The sequence below is a fragment of the Luteococcus sp. H91 genome (genome assembly GCF_038433135.1).
Classification (GTDB): Bacteria; Actinomycetota; Actinomycetes; order Propionibacteriales; family Propionibacteriaceae; genus Luteococcus.
The window spans coordinates 36,764-55,714 of the sequence record NZ_JBCDMV010000009.1 but is presented as its reverse complement, the minus strand read 5'-3'; the positions used below and the strand labels follow the sequence as shown (position 1 = coordinate 55,714).

At 68.9% G+C, this 18,951-nt stretch carries 17 protein-coding genes; 14 read left to right on the top strand and 3 right to left on the bottom strand.

Translation table 11 applies throughout. The features are described 5' to 3' along the window. Positions 1 to 31 precede the first annotated feature (31 nt). Entirely contained in the window at positions 32 to 2,596 is a 2,565-nt protein-coding gene (locus AAEX57_RS06695; RefSeq protein ID WP_342091284.1) for a glycogen/starch/alpha-glucan phosphorylase, read from the top strand. A 94-nt stretch (positions 2,597 to 2,690) separates the two neighbouring features. Here the strand turns inward: AAEX57_RS06695 and glgX are convergent, their stop codons facing one another. Beyond that, a complete protein-coding gene (gene glgX, locus AAEX57_RS06690) occupies positions 2,691 to 4,895 on the bottom strand; it encodes a glycogen debranching protein GlgX (protein ID WP_342091286.1) in 2,205 nt (734 codons plus the stop codon). Positions 4,896 to 5,208: 313 nt separating this feature from the next. On the opposite strand from glgX, the gene AAEX57_RS06685 reads away from it, so the two are divergent. The 4 genes from AAEX57_RS06685 to AAEX57_RS06670 all read left to right on the top strand — a co-directional run bounded on the left by AAEX57_RS06685 (position 5,209) and on the right by AAEX57_RS06670 (position 8,773). After that, a complete protein-coding gene (locus AAEX57_RS06685; protein WP_342091287.1) occupies positions 5,209 to 6,375 on the top strand; it encodes a cysteine desulfurase family protein in 1,167 nt (388 codons plus the stop codon). 14 nt (positions 6,376 to 6,389) lie between these two features. After that, entirely contained in the window at positions 6,390 to 7,460 is a 1,071-nt protein-coding gene (mnmA, locus tag AAEX57_RS06680; protein ID WP_446721097.1) for a tRNA 2-thiouridine(34) synthase MnmA, read from the top strand. Continuing rightward, positions 7,457 to 8,476: a methionine synthase gene (locus tag AAEX57_RS06675; protein WP_342091289.1), complete on the top strand. Its 1,020-nt coding sequence runs from the start codon at positions 7,457 to 7,459 to the stop codon at positions 8,474 to 8,476. The genes mnmA and AAEX57_RS06675 overlap by 4 nt, the downstream gene beginning before the upstream one ends. Positions 8,477 to 8,566: 90 nt before the next feature. Then, positions 8,567 to 8,773 carry a hypothetical protein gene (locus tag AAEX57_RS06670; RefSeq protein ID WP_342091290.1) on the top strand — a complete coding sequence of 69 codons (207 nt, stop codon included), beginning with the start codon at positions 8,567 to 8,569 and terminating at the stop codon, positions 8,771 to 8,773. Here AAEX57_RS06670 and AAEX57_RS06665 read toward each other — a convergent pair. Next, a complete protein-coding gene (locus tag AAEX57_RS06665) occupies positions 8,766 to 9,377 on the bottom strand; it encodes an amino acid-binding protein (RefSeq protein WP_342091335.1) in 612 nt (203 codons plus the stop codon). The genes AAEX57_RS06670 and AAEX57_RS06665 overlap by 8 nt on opposite strands. A gap of 252 nt (positions 9,378 to 9,629) precedes the next feature. Here AAEX57_RS06665 and gatC point away from each other — a divergent pair, with 252 nt between their 5' ends. From gatC to AAEX57_RS06645, 4 genes are all read left to right on the top strand, one after another. After that, complete coding sequence (gene gatC, locus AAEX57_RS06660; protein ID WP_342091291.1) at positions 9,630 to 9,965, top strand: Asp-tRNA(Asn)/Glu-tRNA(Gln) amidotransferase subunit GatC; 336 nt, start codon at positions 9,630 to 9,632, stop codon at positions 9,963 to 9,965. Further along, the gene (gene gatA, locus AAEX57_RS06655) at positions 9,965 to 11,509 is read left to right on the top strand and encodes an Asp-tRNA(Asn)/Glu-tRNA(Gln) amidotransferase subunit GatA (protein WP_446721093.1); all 1,545 of its coding nucleotides are present in this window, start codon (positions 9,965 to 9,967) and stop codon (positions 11,507 to 11,509) included. The genes gatC and gatA overlap by 1 nt, the downstream gene beginning before the upstream one ends. Then, a complete protein-coding gene (gene gatB / locus AAEX57_RS06650; protein ID WP_342091292.1) occupies positions 11,506 to 13,005 on the top strand; it encodes an Asp-tRNA(Asn)/Glu-tRNA(Gln) amidotransferase subunit GatB in 1,500 nt (499 codons plus the stop codon). Before gatA ends, gatB begins: the two co-directional genes overlap by 4 nt. Before the next feature lie 215 nt (positions 13,006 to 13,220). Further along, positions 13,221 to 14,582: a nucleobase:cation symporter-2 family protein gene (locus AAEX57_RS06645; RefSeq protein ID WP_342091293.1), complete on the top strand. Its 1,362-nt coding sequence runs from the start codon at positions 13,221 to 13,223 to the stop codon at positions 14,580 to 14,582. Between the two features lie 43 nt (positions 14,583 to 14,625). On the opposite strand, the gene AAEX57_RS06640 is transcribed toward AAEX57_RS06645, so the two are convergent. Further along, on the bottom strand, positions 14,626 to 15,267 hold the full coding sequence (locus tag AAEX57_RS06640) for a TIGR03085 family metal-binding protein (protein WP_342091294.1): 642 nt from the start codon (positions 15,265 to 15,267) through the stop codon (positions 14,626 to 14,628). Between the two features lie 200 nt (positions 15,268 to 15,467). On the opposite strand from AAEX57_RS06640, the gene hisI reads away from it, so the two are divergent. Genes hisI through trpC form a run of 5 tightly spaced genes read left to right on the top strand, consistent with a single transcriptional unit; the run spans position 15,468 to position 18,895 of the window. After that, positions 15,468 to 15,815, top strand: coding sequence for a phosphoribosyl-AMP cyclohydrolase (gene hisI, locus AAEX57_RS06635; protein WP_342091295.1), 348 nt, complete (start codon positions 15,468 to 15,470; stop codon positions 15,813 to 15,815). 8 nt (positions 15,816 to 15,823) lie between these two features. Further along, the gene (locus AAEX57_RS06630; RefSeq protein WP_342091337.1) at positions 15,824 to 17,332 is read left to right on the top strand and encodes an anthranilate synthase component I; all 1,509 of its coding nucleotides are present in this window, start codon (positions 15,824 to 15,826) and stop codon (positions 17,330 to 17,332) included. Then, positions 17,329 to 17,844: a Trp biosynthesis-associated membrane protein gene (locus AAEX57_RS06625; protein ID WP_342091296.1), complete on the top strand. Its 516-nt coding sequence runs from the start codon at positions 17,329 to 17,331 to the stop codon at positions 17,842 to 17,844. The genes AAEX57_RS06630 and AAEX57_RS06625 overlap by 4 nt, the downstream gene beginning before the upstream one ends. Further along, positions 17,841 to 18,104 (top strand): HGxxPAAW family protein, encoded by a 264-nt coding sequence (locus AAEX57_RS06620; protein ID WP_342091297.1) that lies wholly within the window; start codon positions 17,841 to 17,843, stop codon positions 18,102 to 18,104. Before AAEX57_RS06625 ends, AAEX57_RS06620 begins: the two co-directional genes overlap by 4 nt. After that, positions 18,101 to 18,895 (top strand): indole-3-glycerol phosphate synthase TrpC, encoded by a 795-nt coding sequence (gene trpC / locus AAEX57_RS06615; RefSeq protein ID WP_342091298.1) that lies wholly within the window; start codon positions 18,101 to 18,103, stop codon positions 18,893 to 18,895. Before AAEX57_RS06620 ends, trpC begins: the two co-directional genes overlap by 4 nt. Positions 18,896 to 18,951: the final 56 nt, after the last annotated feature.

Genomic DNA, 18,951 nt, shown 5'->3' with positions numbered 1-18,951 from the left:
CTTATGGCGGTACGTCCGTTAGGCTCGACTCGTGTCCAATTCAGTAGAAGCACCCACGCCCGCGACCACCGAGCATTCGGACGAGTCTCCGCGTACCGGCCGCCACACCGGCCCCCAGTTCCCGCCGACCCACCCGGTTGCCAAGGCGCCGGTCGGCACCCCGCCGGTGACCGTCGACGGTTTCGTCCGAGAATTCCTTCACGAGCTGAATTCCAACCAGGGCGTGTCGTTGGCCAATTCCAGCGTCAACGACCAGTACATGGCCCTGGCCTCCACCGTCCGCAACTACCTGATGGCACGTTGGCTGGAGACCGAGCGCCAACAGCGGGAGAACCCGCACAAGGCCGTCGGCTACCTGAGCGCCGAATACCTGCTCGGTCGACAGCTGGGCAATGACCTGCTCTCCAGCGGCCTGATCGACATCGCCGAAGAGGCGCTCAAGCAGTGCGGCATCGACTTCGCCCTGCTTCGCGCCCAGGAGGTCGAGCCCGGCCTCGGCAATGGTGGCCTCGGCCGCCTGGCCGCCTGCTTCATCGATTCGCTGGCCACCATGAACGTGCCCTGCATCGGCTACGGCATCCGCTACGAGTACGGCATCTTCCGCCAGACCTTCGTCGACGGCCGTCAGGTGGAGCAGCCAGACAGCTGGCTCTCGCTCGGTTGCCCGTGGGAATTCGCCCACCCCGAGCACGGCGTCCAGGTGAACTTCGGTGGACGTACCGAGACCAGCACCGACGCCAACGGCAGGAAGACCAGCACCTGGATCCCGGACTGGAATGTCCTGGGCATCCCCTTCAACTACATGGTGCCCGGCTACCTCAACGGCCGGGTCAACACCCTGCGCCTGTGGAGCGCCCAGGCCACCAAGGCCTTCGACCTGCAGATCTTCAACTCCGGCGACTACGCCGACGCGGTGCGGGCCCAGACCTTCGCGGAGAACATCTCCAAGGTGCTCTACCCGGAGGACTCCACCCCCCAGGGCAAGGAGCTGCGCCTGCAGCAGCAGTACTTCTTCGTCGCCTGCTCGCTGCACGACTTCATCCACAACCAGCTGGAGGCCGGCTTCGACCTGCACAAGCTGGACGAGCGGATCATCTTCCAGCTGAACGACACGCACCCGGTGATCGCGGTGCCCGAGCTGATGCGCATCCTGATCGACGAGCAGGGTTTCGACTTCGAGGAGGCCTGGGAGGTCACCCAGAAGTGTTTCGCCTACACCTGCCACACCCTGTTGCCGGAGGCGCTGGAGGTCTGGCCGGTGGAGCTGCTGGGCCGGCTGCTGCCGCGTCACCTGGAACTGATCTACGACATCAATGACCACTTCCTGGAGCAGGTGCGGGAGAAGTTCGGCAACGACGAGATGCGCGTGCGCCGGATGTCGATCATCGCCGAGCACCCGGAGCGTTCGGTCCGGATGGCCTACCTGGCCACCGTCGCCGGCTCCAAGGTGAACGGCGTCGCCGCCCTGCACAGCCAGCTGCTGCGCGACAAGGTGCTGCCGGACTTCAACGAGATGTGGCCGGGCAAGTTCACCAATGTCACCAACGGTGTCACCCCGCGTCGCTTCATCCGACTGGCCAACCGCTCGCTGTCCACCCTGATCTCCGACTCGATCGGCAAGGGCTGGGTGAACGACCTGGAGCGGCTGCGCGAGCTGGAGCCGTACGCCGAGGACGCCGACTTCCGCGCCGCCTTCCGCGACGTCAAGCGGCAGAACAAGGCCAAGCTGGGTAAGCTGCTGGAGCAGCGCGACGGGATCATCATCCCCGAGGACCACATGCTCGACGTGATGGTCAAGCGCCTGCACGAGTACAAGCGCCAGTCACTCAAGCTGCTGCACATCGTGACGCTCTACAACGAGATCATCACCGGCAAGCTGGATCCGGCCGATGTGCAGGGCCGCACCGTGGTCTTCGGCGCCAAGGCCGCCCCCGGCTACAAGATGGCCAAGGACACCATCCACCTGATCAACAAGGTGGCTGCGGTGGTCAACGCCGACGAGCGGACCCAGGGCAAGCTGCGGGTGGCCTTCCCGGCCAACTACAACGTCACCCTGGCCGAGAAGCTGATCCCGGCGGCCGAGCTGTCGGAGCAGATCTCGCTGGCCGGCATGGAGGCGTCGGGCACCGGCAACATGAAGTTCGCCCTCAACGGCGCACTCACCGTCGGCACCGACGACGGCGCGAATGTGGAGATCCGTCAGCACGTCGGTGACGACAACTTCTTCCTGTTCGGCATGACCGAGCCGGAGGTGGCCGAGCTGGGGGCCAAGGGCTACAACCCGGGCTCCTACTACGAGAGCGACGAGCGGCTCAAGGGTGCGATCGACCTGATCGCGTCCGGTGCCTTCTCCGACGGTGACCGTCGGGTCTTCGAGCCGATCGTCTCCAACTGGCTCACCTCGGACCGCTTCATGGCGATGGCCGACTACGGCTCCTACATGGAGGCGCAGGCCAAGGTGGAGGCCTTCTACGCCGACGAGGAGGCGTGGACCAAGTCCGCGATCCTCAACGTCGCCCGCAGCGGCTTCTTCTCCAGCGACCGTTCGATGAAGGACTACATCCGCGAGATCTGGCACACCCCGCCGGTGCTGTGACCTGCGGCTGCCCGTGAAACAGAACGCGGCGGCCTCCCCTCGGGGAGGCCGCCGCGTTCCTTCGTTCCTGGGTCTGGGCGGATCGCTGAGCCGCTCAGTACTCCTGGTCGTCCAGCTTGGCCAGCTTGGCCGCGGTCTGATCGGCCGGGGGCAGCTCCTCAGCGGGCAGCGGCTCCTCGAACTCGTCGATGATCGGCTTCGGCGCCTGGGAGGCGACGTCGCAACGCAGCAGCGTGACACTGCGGCCGGGCAGCTCGAACTCCTGCGCGGGGGCGATCGGGGATTCGGGCAGCTCGTCGCGGTGTGCCGTGGTGGCCACCACCTGGTAGCCATTCGACCAGGAACCACCGGGCAGTCGGACCAGCACGTCATTGGACGCGCCGTTGTACAACGTCAGGAAGGCCGAATCCGCATCGGAGACGTACATGCCCAGGTGGCGGCGGCCGCCGTCGTGCCACTGGTCGTCGCGCATCTCGCCGTCCCAGCAGTCCAGCCAGGCCAGATCGTAACGGCCCAGGCCATGGCCCTCGGCGTCCAGCACCTCGGTGTGGGAGCGGAATTCGGTGGCGCGCAGCGGCGGGAAGTCGCGTCGGGCCTTGAGCAGCGTCGAGGTCAGCTCGGAGAGGTCACCCCACGAGTCCAGCGTGTCCCAGTGCACCCAGCTGAGCGGGGAATCCTGGCAGTAGGCATTGTTGTTGCCACCCTGGGTGCGGCCCAGCTCGTCGCCGGCGGTGATCATCGGCACACCGGAGGACAGGATCAGCGTGGCCATCATGTTCTTCACCTGACGGTGACGGAAGTCGTTGATCCCCTCGTCGACGGTCTCACCCTCCCAACCGCAGTTCCAGGAACGGTTGTCGTCCGCACCGTCCCGATTGGCCTCGCCATTGGCATCGTTGTGCTTGATGTCGTAGGTGACCAGGTCACGCATGGTGAAACCGTCGTGGGCCGTGATGAAGTTCACGCTGGAGTGCAGGCCGCGGCCGTCGCGGTCGAAGATGTCGGGGGAGCCGCACAGCCGGGTGGCCAGGGTGGCGACACCCTGGGTGGCGCCGCGCCAGAAATCCCGCATGAAGTTGCGGTACTGGTCATTCCACTCGCTCCAACCGGTGCCCCAGTTGCCCACCTGGTAGCCATAGGGCCCCATGTCCCACGGCTCGGCGATCATCTTGATGCCGTCGAAGGCGGGGTCTTCGGCAATCCGCTTCTTGAACTCGTGGTTCTGGTCCACGTGGTGCTGCTCGTTACGGATCAGTGTGGTGGCCAGGTCGAAGCGGAAGCCGTCGACGCCCATCTCGGTCACCCAGTAGCGCATCGAGTCGATGATCATGTTCAGCACGCCGGGGTGGGAGGTGTCCACCGAGTTGCCGCAACCAGTCACGTCGTAGTCATTGCGCAGGTCATTGGTGAGCCGGTAGTAGCCCAGGTGGTCCAGGCCGCGGAAGCTCAGCGTCGGGCCCTCGTGGCCACCCTCCGCGGTGTGGTTGTAGACGACGTCGAGGATCACCTCGATGTCGTTCTCGTGCAGCTTGCTGACCATGTTCTTGAACTCGGTCACCTGCTCGCCCAGGGTGCTGACCGACGAGTAGGCGGCGTGCGGGGCAAAGAAGCCCAGGGTGTTGTAGCCCCAGTAGTTGGTCAGGCCGCGGCCCACGATGAAGGGTTCGCTGACGAAGTGGTGGATCGGCAGCAGCTGGATGGTGTTGATCCCGGTCTCCACCAGGTAGTCGATCACCGCGTCATAGGCCAGGCCGGAGTAGGTGCCGCGCAGGTGCTCCGGGACGCTGGGGTGCAGGTTGGTGAAACCCTTGAGGTGGGTCTCGTAGACAACGCACTCGCTCAGCGGCCGACGCTGCTTGATCGGCTTCGGCGGGTTCGACGGGGCCACCACGACGCTCAGCGGCACCGACTCATAGGAGTCACGCGGGTCGGGCAGGTAGTTGGAGTCGGCGGTGTGGTCCAGGATCGGGCCGGAGTAGTCGACGCCGGCGGTGATCGCCCGGGCATAGGGATCCAGCAGCAGCTTGGCAGGGTTGAAGCGCATGCCGGCGTCGGGATTCCAGTCGCCGTGCACGCGGTAACCGTAGCGCTGGCCGGCCAGGACGCCAGGCACGTGCACGATCCACACGCCGTCGGGATTGCGGGCCATGTCAATGTTGTGCTGGCTGCGGTCGGCTGCCACCAGGGACAATTCAACACGGTGGGCTCGGGGTGCCCACAGGGCAAACCGGCAGCCATCATCGAGGAGCTGGGCACCGAGGATCGAGGAGTCGATCGGCGAGGGTGTCTCAGAGTTCATGGATTGTTGCCTCTTCTGCCTTCTTTACAGATCGGAGGTGTCCGACCTGCTGTGCGTGACCGAAGGAGGCATTGGGCTCCCCTCCGGCCACAGTGCCTGCGCTTTGCGTGGCCCGCTTGGGCGGGGCCTCAACGGGCCGCGCGCTCGTGGGCACGAAGGCCAATCTTGCCACCATTGTGCATCCTACGTGCCGCGGCGCGCCCCGTCACACTCAGCCTGCCCACAGTCGCGGTAGTTTCTTGGAGGGGTGACGACGTGTAGCGTCGCACCTTCGTCCGCCAGAGGGTGGCCGGCACAGTGTGAGGATGGAGACATGGAACAGACCGAGGGCCAGCGCCAGCGTCGAATCTACCTGGACCATGCCGCCTCCAGCCCCCTGGTGCCCGCGGCCACGGAGGCCCTGATGCGGCATGGGCGACTGGTGGGAAATCCGGCCGCCCTGCACACCTCTGGCCGTTCCGCCAGGGCCGTTCTGGAGGATGCCCGGGAGCAGTTGGCGGAGGCCGTCGGGGCCCATCCGAGCGAGGTGATATTCACCAGTGGTGGCTCGGAGGCGGACAGCATCGCGCTGAATGCCGGCACCCGTCGTCCCGGACGACGAGGCGTCCTGATCGGCGCCACCGAGCACCACGCCGTCTCCGCGGCCCGGGTACGGATGCCCGCCGTGGGGGTGCTCTCCTGTGACCGGGACGGCCTGCTGGACCCCGAGGAACTGGCCGAGCGGCTGGGCCAGGAGAGCGCCATGGTCTCGGTGATGAGCGTCAACAACGAGACCGGCACCATCCAGCCGCTGGATCGTGCCGTGGAGCTGAGCCATGCCGTCGGCGCCTGGCTGCACACCGACGCGGTGCAGGCGTTGGGCCACATTCCGCTGGACTTCGCCGCCAGCGGGGCGGACCTGATGAGCCTGTCCGCCCACAAGATCGGCGGCCCCGTGGGGATCGGCGCCCTGATCGCCAAGCGAGAGCTGGAACTGCCCGCCTGGGGGCTGGGCGGCGGTCAGGAACGCGACGTCCGCTCCGGCACCCAACCCGCCATGCTGGCGGCCGCCTTCGCCGCCGCGGCGGCCCATGCGGTGAAGAACCTCGAGACCGAGACGGCGCGGCTGCGCACCCTGCGTGACCGGCTCACCGAACGGGTCCGGGCCACCATCACCGGTTCCTTCCTGAACGGCTCCGCCCAGGCCAGCCCCACCATCGCGAACTTCACCTTCGACGGCCTGCGGGCCGACGACCTGCTGATGCTGCTCGACCAGGCCGGGATCGACTGCTCCACCGGATCCGCCTGCCGCGCCGGGGTGCACCGGCCCAGCGAGGTGCTGCTCGCCATGGGCCGCACCCCCGAGCAGGCCGAGGCCTCGGTGCGGTTCAGCTTCGGCCCCAGCACCACCACCGACGACGTCGCGGCCCTGATCCAGGTGCTGCCCGACGTCGTCTCCCTGGCGCGCGCCGCCCGCACCGTCGCGGGGGATGCGCAGTGAGGGTGCTCGTGGCCATGTCCGGCGGGGTGGATTCCGCCGTCGCCGCGGCCCGGATGGTCGCCGCCGGGCACGACGTGACCGGCGTGCACCTGGCGCTGAGCAAGAATCCGCAGAGCTTTCGCAGCGGCGCCCGCGGCTGCTGCTCCCTGGAGGACAGCCACGACGCCCGTCGGGTGGCCGACAAACTCGGGATCCCCTTCTACGTCTGGGATCTCTCCGACCGCTTCAGGGCCGACGTGGTGGACGACTTCGTCGCCGAATATGCCGCGGGACGCACCCCCAATCCCTGCCTGCGCTGCAATGAGAAGATCAAGTTCGCCGCTGTGCTGGAGCGGGGGATGGCGCTGGGCTTCGACAAGGTGGTCACCGGCCACTACGCCCGGCTGGCGGAGAGCGACGGCGAGTTCGCCCTGTACCGGGCGGCGGACGCCGCCAAGGACCAGTCCTATGTGCTCGGGGTGCTCAACCAGCAGCAACTCGCGCACTCACTGTTCCCGCTGTGCGACGTGCCCAAGAGCACGGTGCGTGCCGAGGCGGCGGCGCTGGGGCTGGGGGTTGCCAAGAAGCCCGACAGCCACGACATCTGCTTCATTCCCGACGGCGACACCGCCGGCTACCTCGGGCGGGCCCTGGGAGAGCGGGACGGCCAGATCGTCGACGAGACCGGGGAGGTGGTGGGCCACCACACCGGCTTCCACCAGTTCACCGTCGGCCAGCGCCGAGGGCTGCACCTGGGGGTACCCGCCGCCGACGGCAAGCCGCGCTTCGTGCTGGACGTGGAACCCGTGCGGAACCGGGTGACCGTCGGGCCCAAGGAGTCGCTGGCCATCGAACGGATCGAAGGGATTCGCCCCAGCTGGACCCAGTCCCGCCCCGAGGGGGTGTGGCGCGGGCTGGCCCAGGTGCGCGCGCACGGCGAGGCGATGCCCGCCACCATCTGTTCCACCCCCGACGCCATGACGGTGGGACTGGACGCCCCCGCCACCGGAATCGCCCCCGGCCAGGCCGTGGTGGTCTACGACGGGGACCGGGTGGTGGGCTCGTCCACCATCGCCGCCACCCGTCGGGCCGGGGCCCCAGCATGAGCGAGAACCTCCGGATGCCCGGGACCATCCGCGCGACCGGGATCGGTTCGCTGCCCGGGCAGGACCTGCCGGGGGCTGTGCGGCATGTGCTGGGCGCCTTCGAGCTGGCCTGGCTGCCCGAACTGCCGGGGCGAGGGGTGGGCGCCGACCTGATCGGGCGCAGCCTGGCGATGACCGACGGCCTGGCCTTCGACCTGCAGCCGCAGGGCTGGCGACTGGCCGACCATTCCGGCGTCGACCATGCCCGGGCACGGGCCCTGTTGCGTCGGGACCTGGACGACCTGGAGGAGGCCGCACAGGGCTTCAGCGGCCAGGTCACGCTGACCGTGGCTGGCCCGTGGACGCTGGCCGCCAGCCTGGAACGCCCGCGGGCCGAGCGGGTGCTGGCCGATCACGGGGCACGTCGGGAACTGGCAGAGAGCCTGGCCAGCGGGGTGACTGCGCTGATCGGGGAGCTGGGCCGTCGACTGCCCGAGGTGGACTGGCGGATCCAGCTGGACGAGCCGCTGCTGCCGTCGGTGATGGGCGCCAAGATCCCCACCGCCTCCGGGTTGGCCACCCTGCGTGGGGTGGACCGACCGTTGGCCTCCGAATTGCTGGGCCGCATCGCGCGACCGCTGGGGGAGCTGACCGGGCCGGTGCGCCTGCACTGTTGCGCCCCCGGTCTGGATCTGGAACTGATGGGTCGAAGCGGCATCGACGAGCTGGCGCTGGACGTCGGCACGCTGAGTGCCCGGGAGCTGGATGCCGTCGGCGAGTGGCTGGAGGCCGGGCGACGCCTGGTGCTGGGGCTGGCCCCCACCGACGTGCCCGATGCGCTCAGCACCCCCGACCGGATCGTGCGACGGGGTCTGGACCTGCTGCGCCCGCTGGGGCTGGACCCGGCCCTGCTGCTGTCCGGTGTGGACATCTCCCCGGCCTGTGGGCTGGCGGGCTGGAGCCTTCGCCCGGCGATCACCCAGCTCGATGCCCTGCTGGAGGCTGCCCCGCTGCTGGCCGAACAGATCGCCCGCTGAGGGCCCTCGGCAAGACCGGGGGTCGTTGCCCGGGCGGCCGAGCCCGTCGCGGCCGGCTCCCACCCACGCGTGCCGGGTAGGGTGGGGCGCATGCGTGGCTTCTCCGACCTGAACCTGAATGGCACTGCCCCCGCGCGGGTGCAGCCCAAGGTGGGCGAGTGGGGCCCCGAGCGCGTTCCCACCACGCAGGCCAAGAGGCGGTTGCGGATCTGGGTGAGCCTGGCCTTCATCGCCGTGGTGGCCGCACTGTGCGGTCTGGGCTGGTACTTCTACAAGAAGCTGAACGGGCTCAGCTGAGCGCTGCCAGGTGCTGCAGCCGTCGCATCTCCGACGGCAGGAAGGTCGGCCCGCCGTGGCGCCCCAGCACCAACGCCCGGTCGTCGTCCACCGGGCAGACGGCCACGGTGCTGTCTCCCCAGCCCGCCAGCCAGCCCGAGGAGAGTTCCCGGGTGCCCAGCTCGTCGAGCCCGCCCAGCGCGTGATGGTCACCGGCGACGAAGTCGGGGGAGTGGTCGCTGCCGTGGATCAGGTGCCCGTCGTGCCGGTCCACCAGGGCCGCCCACTGGCAGTGGAAGACCCGAGGGGCGTGCGCGGCCAGCGTCTCGGCGGCGCGTTCGGGGTGCTCGGTCATGTGGTTCAAGACCTCGATGTCGCCCTCCAACCCCCAGTTGTCCGGGTAGCGGGAGACCCACAGCACCTTCACGTCGGCGATCGCATTGCAGGTGCTGACCAGGGTCTCCACCAGGCCTCGGCGTCCCACCGACAGCATGAAGTCGTCGATCACCCAGCCGTCGCCCCGTTCCACGATCTCCATCGCGGAGATGTCGGCGCCGGAGGTGCCCATGGCGCTGGCAACCACCCCGAGCGAGCCGGGGCGGTCTGGAATCCTGACGCGAACCAAATGCACCGACGCAGTCTTGCAAACTCCCGGGGCCGGTCCCCGCATTTCCCACGGACTGGCCCGTCGCGGTGCCCCCTGGGTCAGCGGCCCACAGCTCGTCGGTGCACCCCGGCGTGTCACTGGGCACCTGCTGCAGCGCGTGCGGAGCGACAGTCGGAGGTGCACCGCGATGGCCGGTGGATTGGTGACTCCGGCCCACGGACGACCGTCGGCTGGTCTTGTCGGTGTCGGGCACTAGGATGACCGGGTGCCATGCGGCACGGACAGATCAACCATTCCAGGAGTGACATCGTGGCCCTGACGCCAGATGACGTGGCCCGCCTTGCGGCGTTGGCCCGGATCGAGCTGACCAGTGAGGAGCGCGAGCGGCTCGCGCCCCAGCTGGACGTGATCCTCGACTCGGTGGCGAGCGTCGCGCAGGTGGCCGGCGCCGACATCCCCCCGACCTCGCACGCACTGCCGTTGACCAATGTCTTCCGCGACGACGTGGTGAAGCCGTCGATGAGCCCGGAGCAGGTGCTCAGCGGCGCCCCCGCGGCCGAGGACGGCCGTTTCCGGGTGCCCCGCATCCTGGACGAGGAGGCCTGATGAGCACCCAGATCGGCATCCCGGAGATCCTGGCGGCCACCGCGGCCCAGCTCGGCGAGTGGATTGCAGCACAGACCGTCACCTCCGTGCAGGTGACCCGGGCCTTCCTGGGCCAGATCGCCGCCGTCGACGGCCAGGTCAACGCCTTCAACGCCGTCGACGACCAGCGCGCGCTGCAGCTGGCCGCCGACGTCGACTCCCGGATCGCGGCGGGGGAGAAGCTCGGCCCGCTGGCCGGCGTCCCGATCGCGGTCAAGGACCTGCTCTGCTACGAGGGGCTGCCCACCACCGCGTCGTCCAGGATCCTCGAGGGGTGGATCCCGCCGTACAGCTCCACCATCGTCACCAAGCTGCTCGACGCCGGCCTGGTGATCCTGGGCAAGACCAACCTGGACGAGTTCGCGATGGGATCGTCCACCGAGACCTCCTACTTCGGCGCCACCCACAACCCATGGGACCTGGACCGGATTCCCGGCGGTTCGGGCGGTGGCTCGTCAGCCGTGCTGGCCGCCTTCGAGGCGCCGCTGGCGATCGGCACCGACACCGGCGGCTCCATCCGGCAGCCCGCGTCGGTCACCGGCACCTGCGGCGTGAAGCCCACCTACGGGGGCGCCAGCCGCTACGGCATCATCGCGATGGCCTCCAGCCTGGACCAGCCCGGCCCGTGCGCCCGCACGGTGCTGGACACCGCGCTGCTGCACGAGGTGATCGCCGGGCATGACCCGATGGATTCCACCAGCATCGACGCGCCGGTGCCGCCCGTCGTCGAGGCCGTGCGGAAAGCCGACGTGCAGGGGATGAAGATCGGTGTGGTGAAGGAATTCGGCGGCGAGGGCTATGCGCCCGGCGTCGAGCAGCGCTTCACCGAGGCGGTGGAGCTGCTCAAGCAGGCCGGCGCCGAGGTGGTGGAGGTCAGTTGCCCGAACTTCGACTACGCGCTGCCCGCGTACTACCTGATCATGCCCAGCGAGGTCAGCTCCAACCTGGCCCGCTACGACGCGATGCGGTACGGCCTGCGGGTCGGCGACGACGGCACTCGCTCCACCGAACAGGTGATGAATGCCACCCGCGGCGCGGGCTTCGGCGACGAGGTGAAGCGTCGGATCATCATCGGCACCTACGCCCTGTCCAGTGGCTACTATGACGCCTACTACGGATCGGCGCAGAAGGTCCGCACCCTGATCCAGCGTGACTTCGACGCCGCCTTCGAGCAGTGCGATGTGCTGGTCAGCCCGTCGACGCCCACCACGGCCTTCAAGCTGGGGGAGCGCACCGACGACCCGATGGCCATGTACAAGGCGGATCTGTGCACCATCCCGTCCAACATGGCCGGCAATGCCTCGGCCTCCTTTCCGTGCGGGCTGGCTCCCGAGGATGGCCTGCCGGTCGGCTTCCAGGTGATGGCCCCGGCGATGGCCGACGACCGGCTGTACCGAGTCGGAGCCGTGCTGGAGAAGGCGCTGCAGGAGCAGTGGGGCGGCGAGCTGCTGGCCCAGGCCCCGGCGCTGGAGAACACCCTGACCAAGAAGGCGGTTGAGGCATGAGCTGGTCCGACGATGAACTGATGGACTACGACGAGGTGCTGGAGCGCTTCGACCCCGTGCTGGGTCTGGAGGTGCACGTCGAGCTGAACACCCAGTCCAAGATGTGGTGCGGTTGCTCCGCCGAACCCGGCGGAGACCCCAACACCCACGTCTGCCCGGTCTGCTTGGGCCTGCCGGGATCGCTGCCCGTCGTCAACGGCAAGGCGGTCGAGTCGGCCATTCGGATTGGTCTGAGCATCAACTGCGAGATCGCCGAGCTGTCCCGCTTTGCCCGGAAGAACTACTTCTACCCGGACATGACCAAGGACTACCAGATCAGCCAGTCCGACGAGCCGATCTGCCATGACGGCCACGTCGACGTCGAGGTGGACGGCCAGACCTTCCGGGTGGACGTCGAGCGCGTCCACATGGAGGAGGACGCCGGCAAGAGCCTGCACGTGGGTGGGATCGGCCGGATCCAGGGCGCCGACTACTCCCTGATGGACTACAACCGGGCCGGCGTGCCACTGATGGAGATCGTCACCCGTCCGATCATGGGCACTGGGAGGTACGCCCCCGAGGTTGGTCGGGCCTACATGTCCTACCTGCGCGACATGATGAAGGCACTGGGCGTTTCCGAGGCCAGGATGGAGCAGGGCAACATGCGCTGCGACGCGAATGTCTCGCTGATGCCCAAGGGTTCCACCGTGCTCGGCACCCGCACCGAGACCAAGAACGTGAACTCGCTGAAGTCCGTCGAGGGCGCGCTCCGCTACGAGATGCGACGTCAGGGCGCGATCCTGGCCAAGGGTGGCAAGGTCAAGCAGGAGACCCGGATGTGGCAGGAGGCGGGGGAGTACACCACCCCCGGCCGCTCCAAGGAGCAGGCGGAGGACTACCGCTACTTCCCCGAGCCCGATCTGGTGCCGATTGCCCCCAGCCGCGAGTGGGTTGAGGAGTTGCGCGCCACGCTGCCCGAGCCGCCGGCCCAGCGCCGCAAGCGGATCGTCGAGCAGTGGGGTCTGTCCGATCGCGAGATGGGCGACATCGAGGCCGTCGGCGCGCTTGACCTGATCGAGGCCACGGTGGATGCCGGTGCCCAGCCGCAGGCTGCACGCAAGTGGTGGTTGGGCGAGCTGGCCCGCCGCGCCAACGAGGCGGGCGTCGCACTGGACGAGGTGGGCATGAGTCCCGCGCAGGTGGTGGAGCTGCAGCAGCTCGTCGACGCGAAGACGATCAACGACAAGCTGGCCCGCCAGGTCATCGACGGGGTCATCGCTGGTGAGGGGGAGCCCGCCCAGATCGTCGAGAAGCGCGGCCTGGCCGTGGTCAGCGACGATGGTGCACTGTCCGCCGCCGTCGACGACGTGATCGCCGCCAATCCCGACGTCGCCCAGAAGATCCGCGACGGCAAGGTGCAGGCCGCCGGCGCGCTGATCGGTCAGGTGATGAAGGCCATGAAGGGCCAGGCCGACGCCGGCCGGGTGCGCGAATTGATCTTGGAGAAGCTCGCCTGAGCGAGGACGTCGGCCAGGCAGGTGCGGGCCGGGTGCCCGGCGCGACCACTGCGCTGGGTACCCGGCCTGCAGCTTGTCTGGCATTGCCTGTGTGGTGAATGGATGTGATGTCCGACCCCGGGCTCTCGTCCGGCGTGGGCGGGTGGTGAGATGTAGCTTGGTGGGTTTCCGCCCGCCCGAGTTCTCCCGCACCTCGCCAAAAGGAATCCTTGCCCGTGAGCAGTCCCAGCCAGACCACGCCGTCCTTCATCCGACCCGAGGACGAGCGGCTGCCCGTCGCCACCGCCTTCCTGTACGGCTTCCAGCACGTGCTCAGCATGTATGGGGCGGTGATCGCGATCCCGCTGATCATCGCCACCGCCGCGAAGCTGCCTGCGGACCAGACCGGCATGCTGGTGGCTTCCGCGCTCTTCGTCAGCGGCCTGGCGACCCTCCTGCAGTCGCTGGGGCTGCCCGGTCTGGGCTCCCAGCTGCCGCTGGTCAACGGCACCACCTTTGCCGCGGTCTCCACCATGCTGGCCATCCTGGCCTCCGGCGGTGGGATGCCGGTGATCTACGGCTCCGTGATCGTCGCGGGCGTGATCGGCTTCCTGCTCGCACCGCTGTTCAGCCGGATCCAGCGGTTCTTCCCGCCCGTGGTCACCGGCACCATCATCACCGCGATGGGCGTTTCACTGCTGCCGGTGGCGGCCGGCTGGATCACCAACCAGGCGCCGACGGCGTCGGTGACCAACCTGCTGCTGGCCGGCCTCACGCTGCTGGTGGTGCTGGCCTGCACCCGGGTGCGGTCGCTGGCCCGGATCGGGATCCTGGTGGGGATCGTCGCGGGAACCATCGTGGCCGCCCTGTTCGGGCAGGCGGACTTCTCCCAGGTGACCCGCGGGGCCGTCTTCGCCCTGCCGCGACCCTTCGCCTTCGGCACACCGCGCTTCGAGGTGGGCGCGATCGTCTCAATGACCATCGTGATCATCGTCACACTGATGGAGATCATGGCCGACCTGTTCGCGGTCGCCAAGGTGGTCGGCACCGACGTGGACCAGAAGCGGATCGCCAGCGGTCTGCGGGCGGACATGCTGGCCACCGTGGTCGCGCCGGTCTTCAACTCCTTCCCGCCCACCGCCTTCGCCCAGAATGTGGGGCTGGTGGCCGTGACCAAGGTGAAGTCGCGCTACACCGTTGCCGCGGGCGCCGTCCTGCTGCTGGTGCTGGGCATGTTCCCGTTGCTCGGGCGGGTGGTGGCCTGCGTGCCGTCGGCGGTGTTGGGTGGCGCCGGCATCGTGCTGTTCGGGTCCGTGGCCGCGGCCGGGATCCAGACCCTGCAGCAGGCCGATTTCGAGCGGGGCAACAACATCTTCGTGGTGGCCGCCTCGCTGGCGTTGGTGATGTTCCCCATCGCCATCCCCGGCTTCTACGCCGCCCTGCCCACCTGGGCCAGCATGATCCTTGGTTCGGGCATCTCGGCGGCGGCCCTGAGTGCCGTCGTGCTGAACCTGCTGCTCAACGGTCGGCACGCCACCCGCGGCAACCTGGGCGACGAGATGGAGGCCGTCCCCGCGCCGGAGCCCTTCGATGACTGAGCGCTCAGCCCTCGATCGGGACTTCCCAGGCTGATGGAGGCCATCAGATGCCGAAGCGGGCTTCGTGCAACCGCCGCACCGCCTCGTCGTCGCCAATCAGCTCAACGTCGGCATGCGTCCCGCGACCGAAGGCGAACAGCAGGAGCTCACTGGGCTTGCCGCGCAGTTCCACGCTGGGATCGCCGGGCTTGAGCACCAGGGATTCGGTCGGTCCGTCGGTGCGGACGGCGGTCACGCCGACGGGGGAGCGGCGGAACATCGCCCGGCCCAACGACGCCAGCCGCTTGGCGCACAGTGCCTCCGCATCAGTGCCCAGATCACGGGGTGTCACGTTCGGGCCCTGCGCGCGGCGGACATCCTCATGGTGCACGAAGTACTCGGCAGCGTTGGCTGCCTCATCCAGGCCAGGCAGGGCGAAGACCGAGATCCGGGCCGGCCCCTTGCGGACCCGGGCCACCAGCTCGCGATAGGCCAGCTTGGTCTTGGCCTGCGCCATTCGCTTCTCGGTCAGCCCGGCCAAGGGCTCGATCACGATGCCGGGTGCGGCGAGGGGATCCGCCTCCCGCACCCACAGGTGGGCGGCGAGGTCATGCGTCGTCCAACCCTCGCACAGTGTTGGGGCGTCGGGGCCCAGTTCGTCGAACAGATCACACAGCTGGTGTCGTTCACTCCGGGAAAGGGACATGGACCGATCTTAGGCGGGCAGACGGATGCCTGGGGCCCCACCCGCGGGACATGCGCGATCAGGCCCCGGGCGACCTACCGCGCCACCGTTCCTGACAGGTGCAACCGTTCTAGTGGTTGCGCCTGTCAGGAACGGTTGCACCGTCTCGGGGGCGGATGGCTCGTTGGGTGCAGCGGTCCGCATCGGCCACAATGGGCGGCATGTCCTTGAGCCCCCAGATCGCTGAGCGCCTGAAGCGCAATCCCGACGGGCTGGTGCCCGCCGTCGTCACCGACGCAACCACGGGCGCCGTGCTGATGCTGGCGTGGATGGACGACGAGGCGCTGGCCCGCACGCTGGACACCCGCAAGGCCACCTACTGGTCTCGCAGTCGCAACGAGTACTGGGTGAAGGGGGAGACCTCGGGACACACCCAGCACGTCCGGGAGGTGCGGCTGGACTGCGACGGCGACACCCTGTTGCTCCGGGTGGACCAGACCGGGGGCGCTTGCCACACCGGGGATGCCACCTGCTTCGATGCCGATCTGCTGCTGGGGGACGACGCGTGAGCCAGACCATGACGACCATCACCCCGGACCTCGACGGCTTCAGGGCCCAGGCCGAGGCTGGGCGTCGCGTGATCAGCGTGCACACCCGGCTGCTGGCCGACGACATCACCCCGATCGGGCTGTACCACCAGCTCTGCGGAGACCGGGCCCACACCTTTCTCTTCGAGTCCGCCGACGCCGGAGTCTGGTCCCGCTGGAGCTTCATCGGGGTCAATGCCGCCGCCACCCTGACCGAGGTGGACGGCCAGGCGCGCTGGGTCGGCCGGGAACTGGCCGGGCTGTCCACCGACGCGGATCCGCTGACCGCCTTGCGGGACACCCTTGCGGTGCTGCACACCGAGCGCGATCCCGACCTGCCCCCCTTCAGCTCCGGCATGGTGGGCTACCTGGGCTATGACGTGGTGCGGCGGCTGGAAAACCTGCCGGACAGCTGCACCGACGACCTGCAGGTGCCCGAGCTGGTGATGATGCTGGCCAGCGACCTGGCCGTGCTCGACCACCACAAGGGTGAGGTGTGGCTGATCGCCAATGCCATCAACTTCGACGACTCCCCGGAGCACCTGGAGGAGGCCCACGCCGACGCCACCCGACGGGTCCGGGCGATGGCCGACAGGCTCGCGCAACCCCGGCAGCCGCTGCTGGCCCACCAGGGCGATGCGGCCGGTACCGAGATCGTCCGCCAGCGCACCGACGAGGACTTCTGTGCCCTGGTGGAGACCGCCAAGGAACACGTTCGGGCCGGCGACATCTTCCAGGTGGTGCCCAGCCAGCGCTTCGACCTGCCCACCAGTGCCAGCGACCTGGCGATCTACCGGGAACTGCGCAACACCAATCCCAGCCCGTACCTCTACCTGCTGCGCTTGGACGGTTTCAGCGTGATCGGTTCCAGCCCGGAGGCCCTGGTGACCGTCACCGACGGCGTCGCCACCACCCACCCGATCGCCGGCACCCGCCCCCGCGGGGCCACCCCCGTCGAGGACCGGCAGCACGAGGCGGACCTGCTGGCCGACGAGAAGGAGCGCGCCGAACACCTGATGCTGGTGGACCTGGGCCGCAATGACCTGGGCCGGGTTTGTGAGCCCGGGACCGTCGCCGTCACCGAATTCATGCAGGTGCGCCGCTACAGCCACGTGATGCACCTGGAGGCCGCCGTCACCGGCCAGGTGGCCGACGGCCGGACCGGCCTGGACGTCACCCTGGCCTGCTTCCCGGCCGGCACCCTCTCCGGGGCGCCCAAGGTGCGGGCGATGCAGATCATCGACGAGCTGGAGACCACCCGTCGCGGCACCTATGGGGGAGTGGTCGGCTACTTCGACTTCGCGGGCAATGCGGACACCGCCATCGCGATCCGCACCGCGCTGCTCAAGGACGGCGTCGCCCATGTCCAGGCGGGGGCCGGGATCGTCGCCGACTCCGTGCCCGCCAGCGAGAACCTGGAGTGCCAGAACAAGGCCAAGGCGGTGCTCAATGCCGTGCGGCGGGCCGAGGGCCTGGGGCCGTGGGGAGGCGCCGCATGAAGCCCACCCAGTTGAAGCTGGCCAGTTGGCTGGCCACCGCCGTCGCCGCTGGACTGGCGCTCTACCTGGCCAAGCAGTCCGGGCAACATGCCGACGCCGTCAAGGCGATCGGCTGGGCGCTGCTGGCCGCCGTCGGGGTCTCCCTGCTGCTCGGCGTGTGGGGGCGACGGATCGTCGGGCTCCTGGAGATCGCGCTGGCGGCCGGGCTGGCGCTGGTGGTGGCCCGCGGTGAGGGGCACCAGCTGCTCTGGCTCGCGTCGGCATTGGGCCTTGCCGGGGCGGTGACCCAGCTGGGAACGGCACAGCGGTGGGGCTCGCGGGCGCAGCGTTTTGAGCGCGATTCCGCGGGCGTCGGGCGTCCGCAGACCGATCTGGACGTCTGGAAGGCGCTCGACGCAGGTCTTGACCCCACCAGCGACGACTTTGGCGGTAAGGTCAACACCCGAGAGGACTCTCCCAGCACAATCGAGCCGCGCCCCGGCGCCGGGGCCGACCAGAAGGATCCGCAATGAGCTACCCGGGCATGCAGCAGTACAAGAAGGTCAAGCGTCAGGAACAGCTGGAATACCACGAGGGCAAGTCGCCCGCCGCGTGGGCCGGCTCCTGGATCTCCCTGGCCGCCTTCCTGATCCTCACCTACACAACCACCTTCGGTTTTGACCGCTTCGGCTGGGCCGGCGTGATCGTCCCGTCGGTGATCATCCTGCTGGCCGGCATCCTGACCCTGGTGATGAAGGCCCAGGGCTACGGCACCCCCGCGCGAGACCTGTGAGCTCCAGCGTCCTCGACGACATCATTGTCGGGGTCCGACGCGACCTCGAGGAGCGAAAGGCGGCCACCAGCCTGCCCGAGCTCGAAAGCCGGATCCAGAACCGGCGCCCCGCCCTTGACGTGCTGTCGCGTTTCCGCGAGCCCGAACTCAGCGTGATCAGCGAGGTCAAGCGCTCCAGCCCCAGCAAGGGGGCCCTGGCGACGATCGACGACCCCGCCGCCCTGGCGCAGCAGTACCAGGCCGGTGGAGCCAGCGCGATCAGCGTGCTGACGGAGAAGCACCGCTTCAACGGCTCGCTGGCGGATCTGGACGCGGTGCGTGCCGCCGTCGAGATCCCCGTGCTGCGCAAGGACTTCATCGTCGACGACTACCAGGTCTGGGAGGCCCGGGCGCATGGCGCCGACCTGGTGCTGCTGATCGTCGCTGCCCTGGACGACGCCCAGCTGAACCACCTGCACCGGCTGGTGCTGGATCTGGGGATGACCCCGCTGGTGGAGGTGCACACCACCGAGGAGACCCGGCGCGCGGTGGATCTGGGGGCACAGCTGATCGGCGTGAACAACCGCAATCTCAAAACCCTCGAGGTGGACCTCGCCCAGTTCGGGCGGCTGGTAGACCTGATCGGTGAGGGGCCGGTGAAGGTTGCCGAATCCGGCATCCTCACCGCCGACGACGCCGCCCTGGTGCATGCCCAGGGTGCCGACGTCGTGCTCGTGGGCGAGGCACTGGTGCGCCACGGCGACCCGGCCGGCGCGATTCGCGCGATGGTCGAGGCCGCCGCGGCCCGCTGACCCCGCCGCGGGCAGTCTTTCCACGGCCTCGTCACCCCGGCGGGGCCGCCACGCAC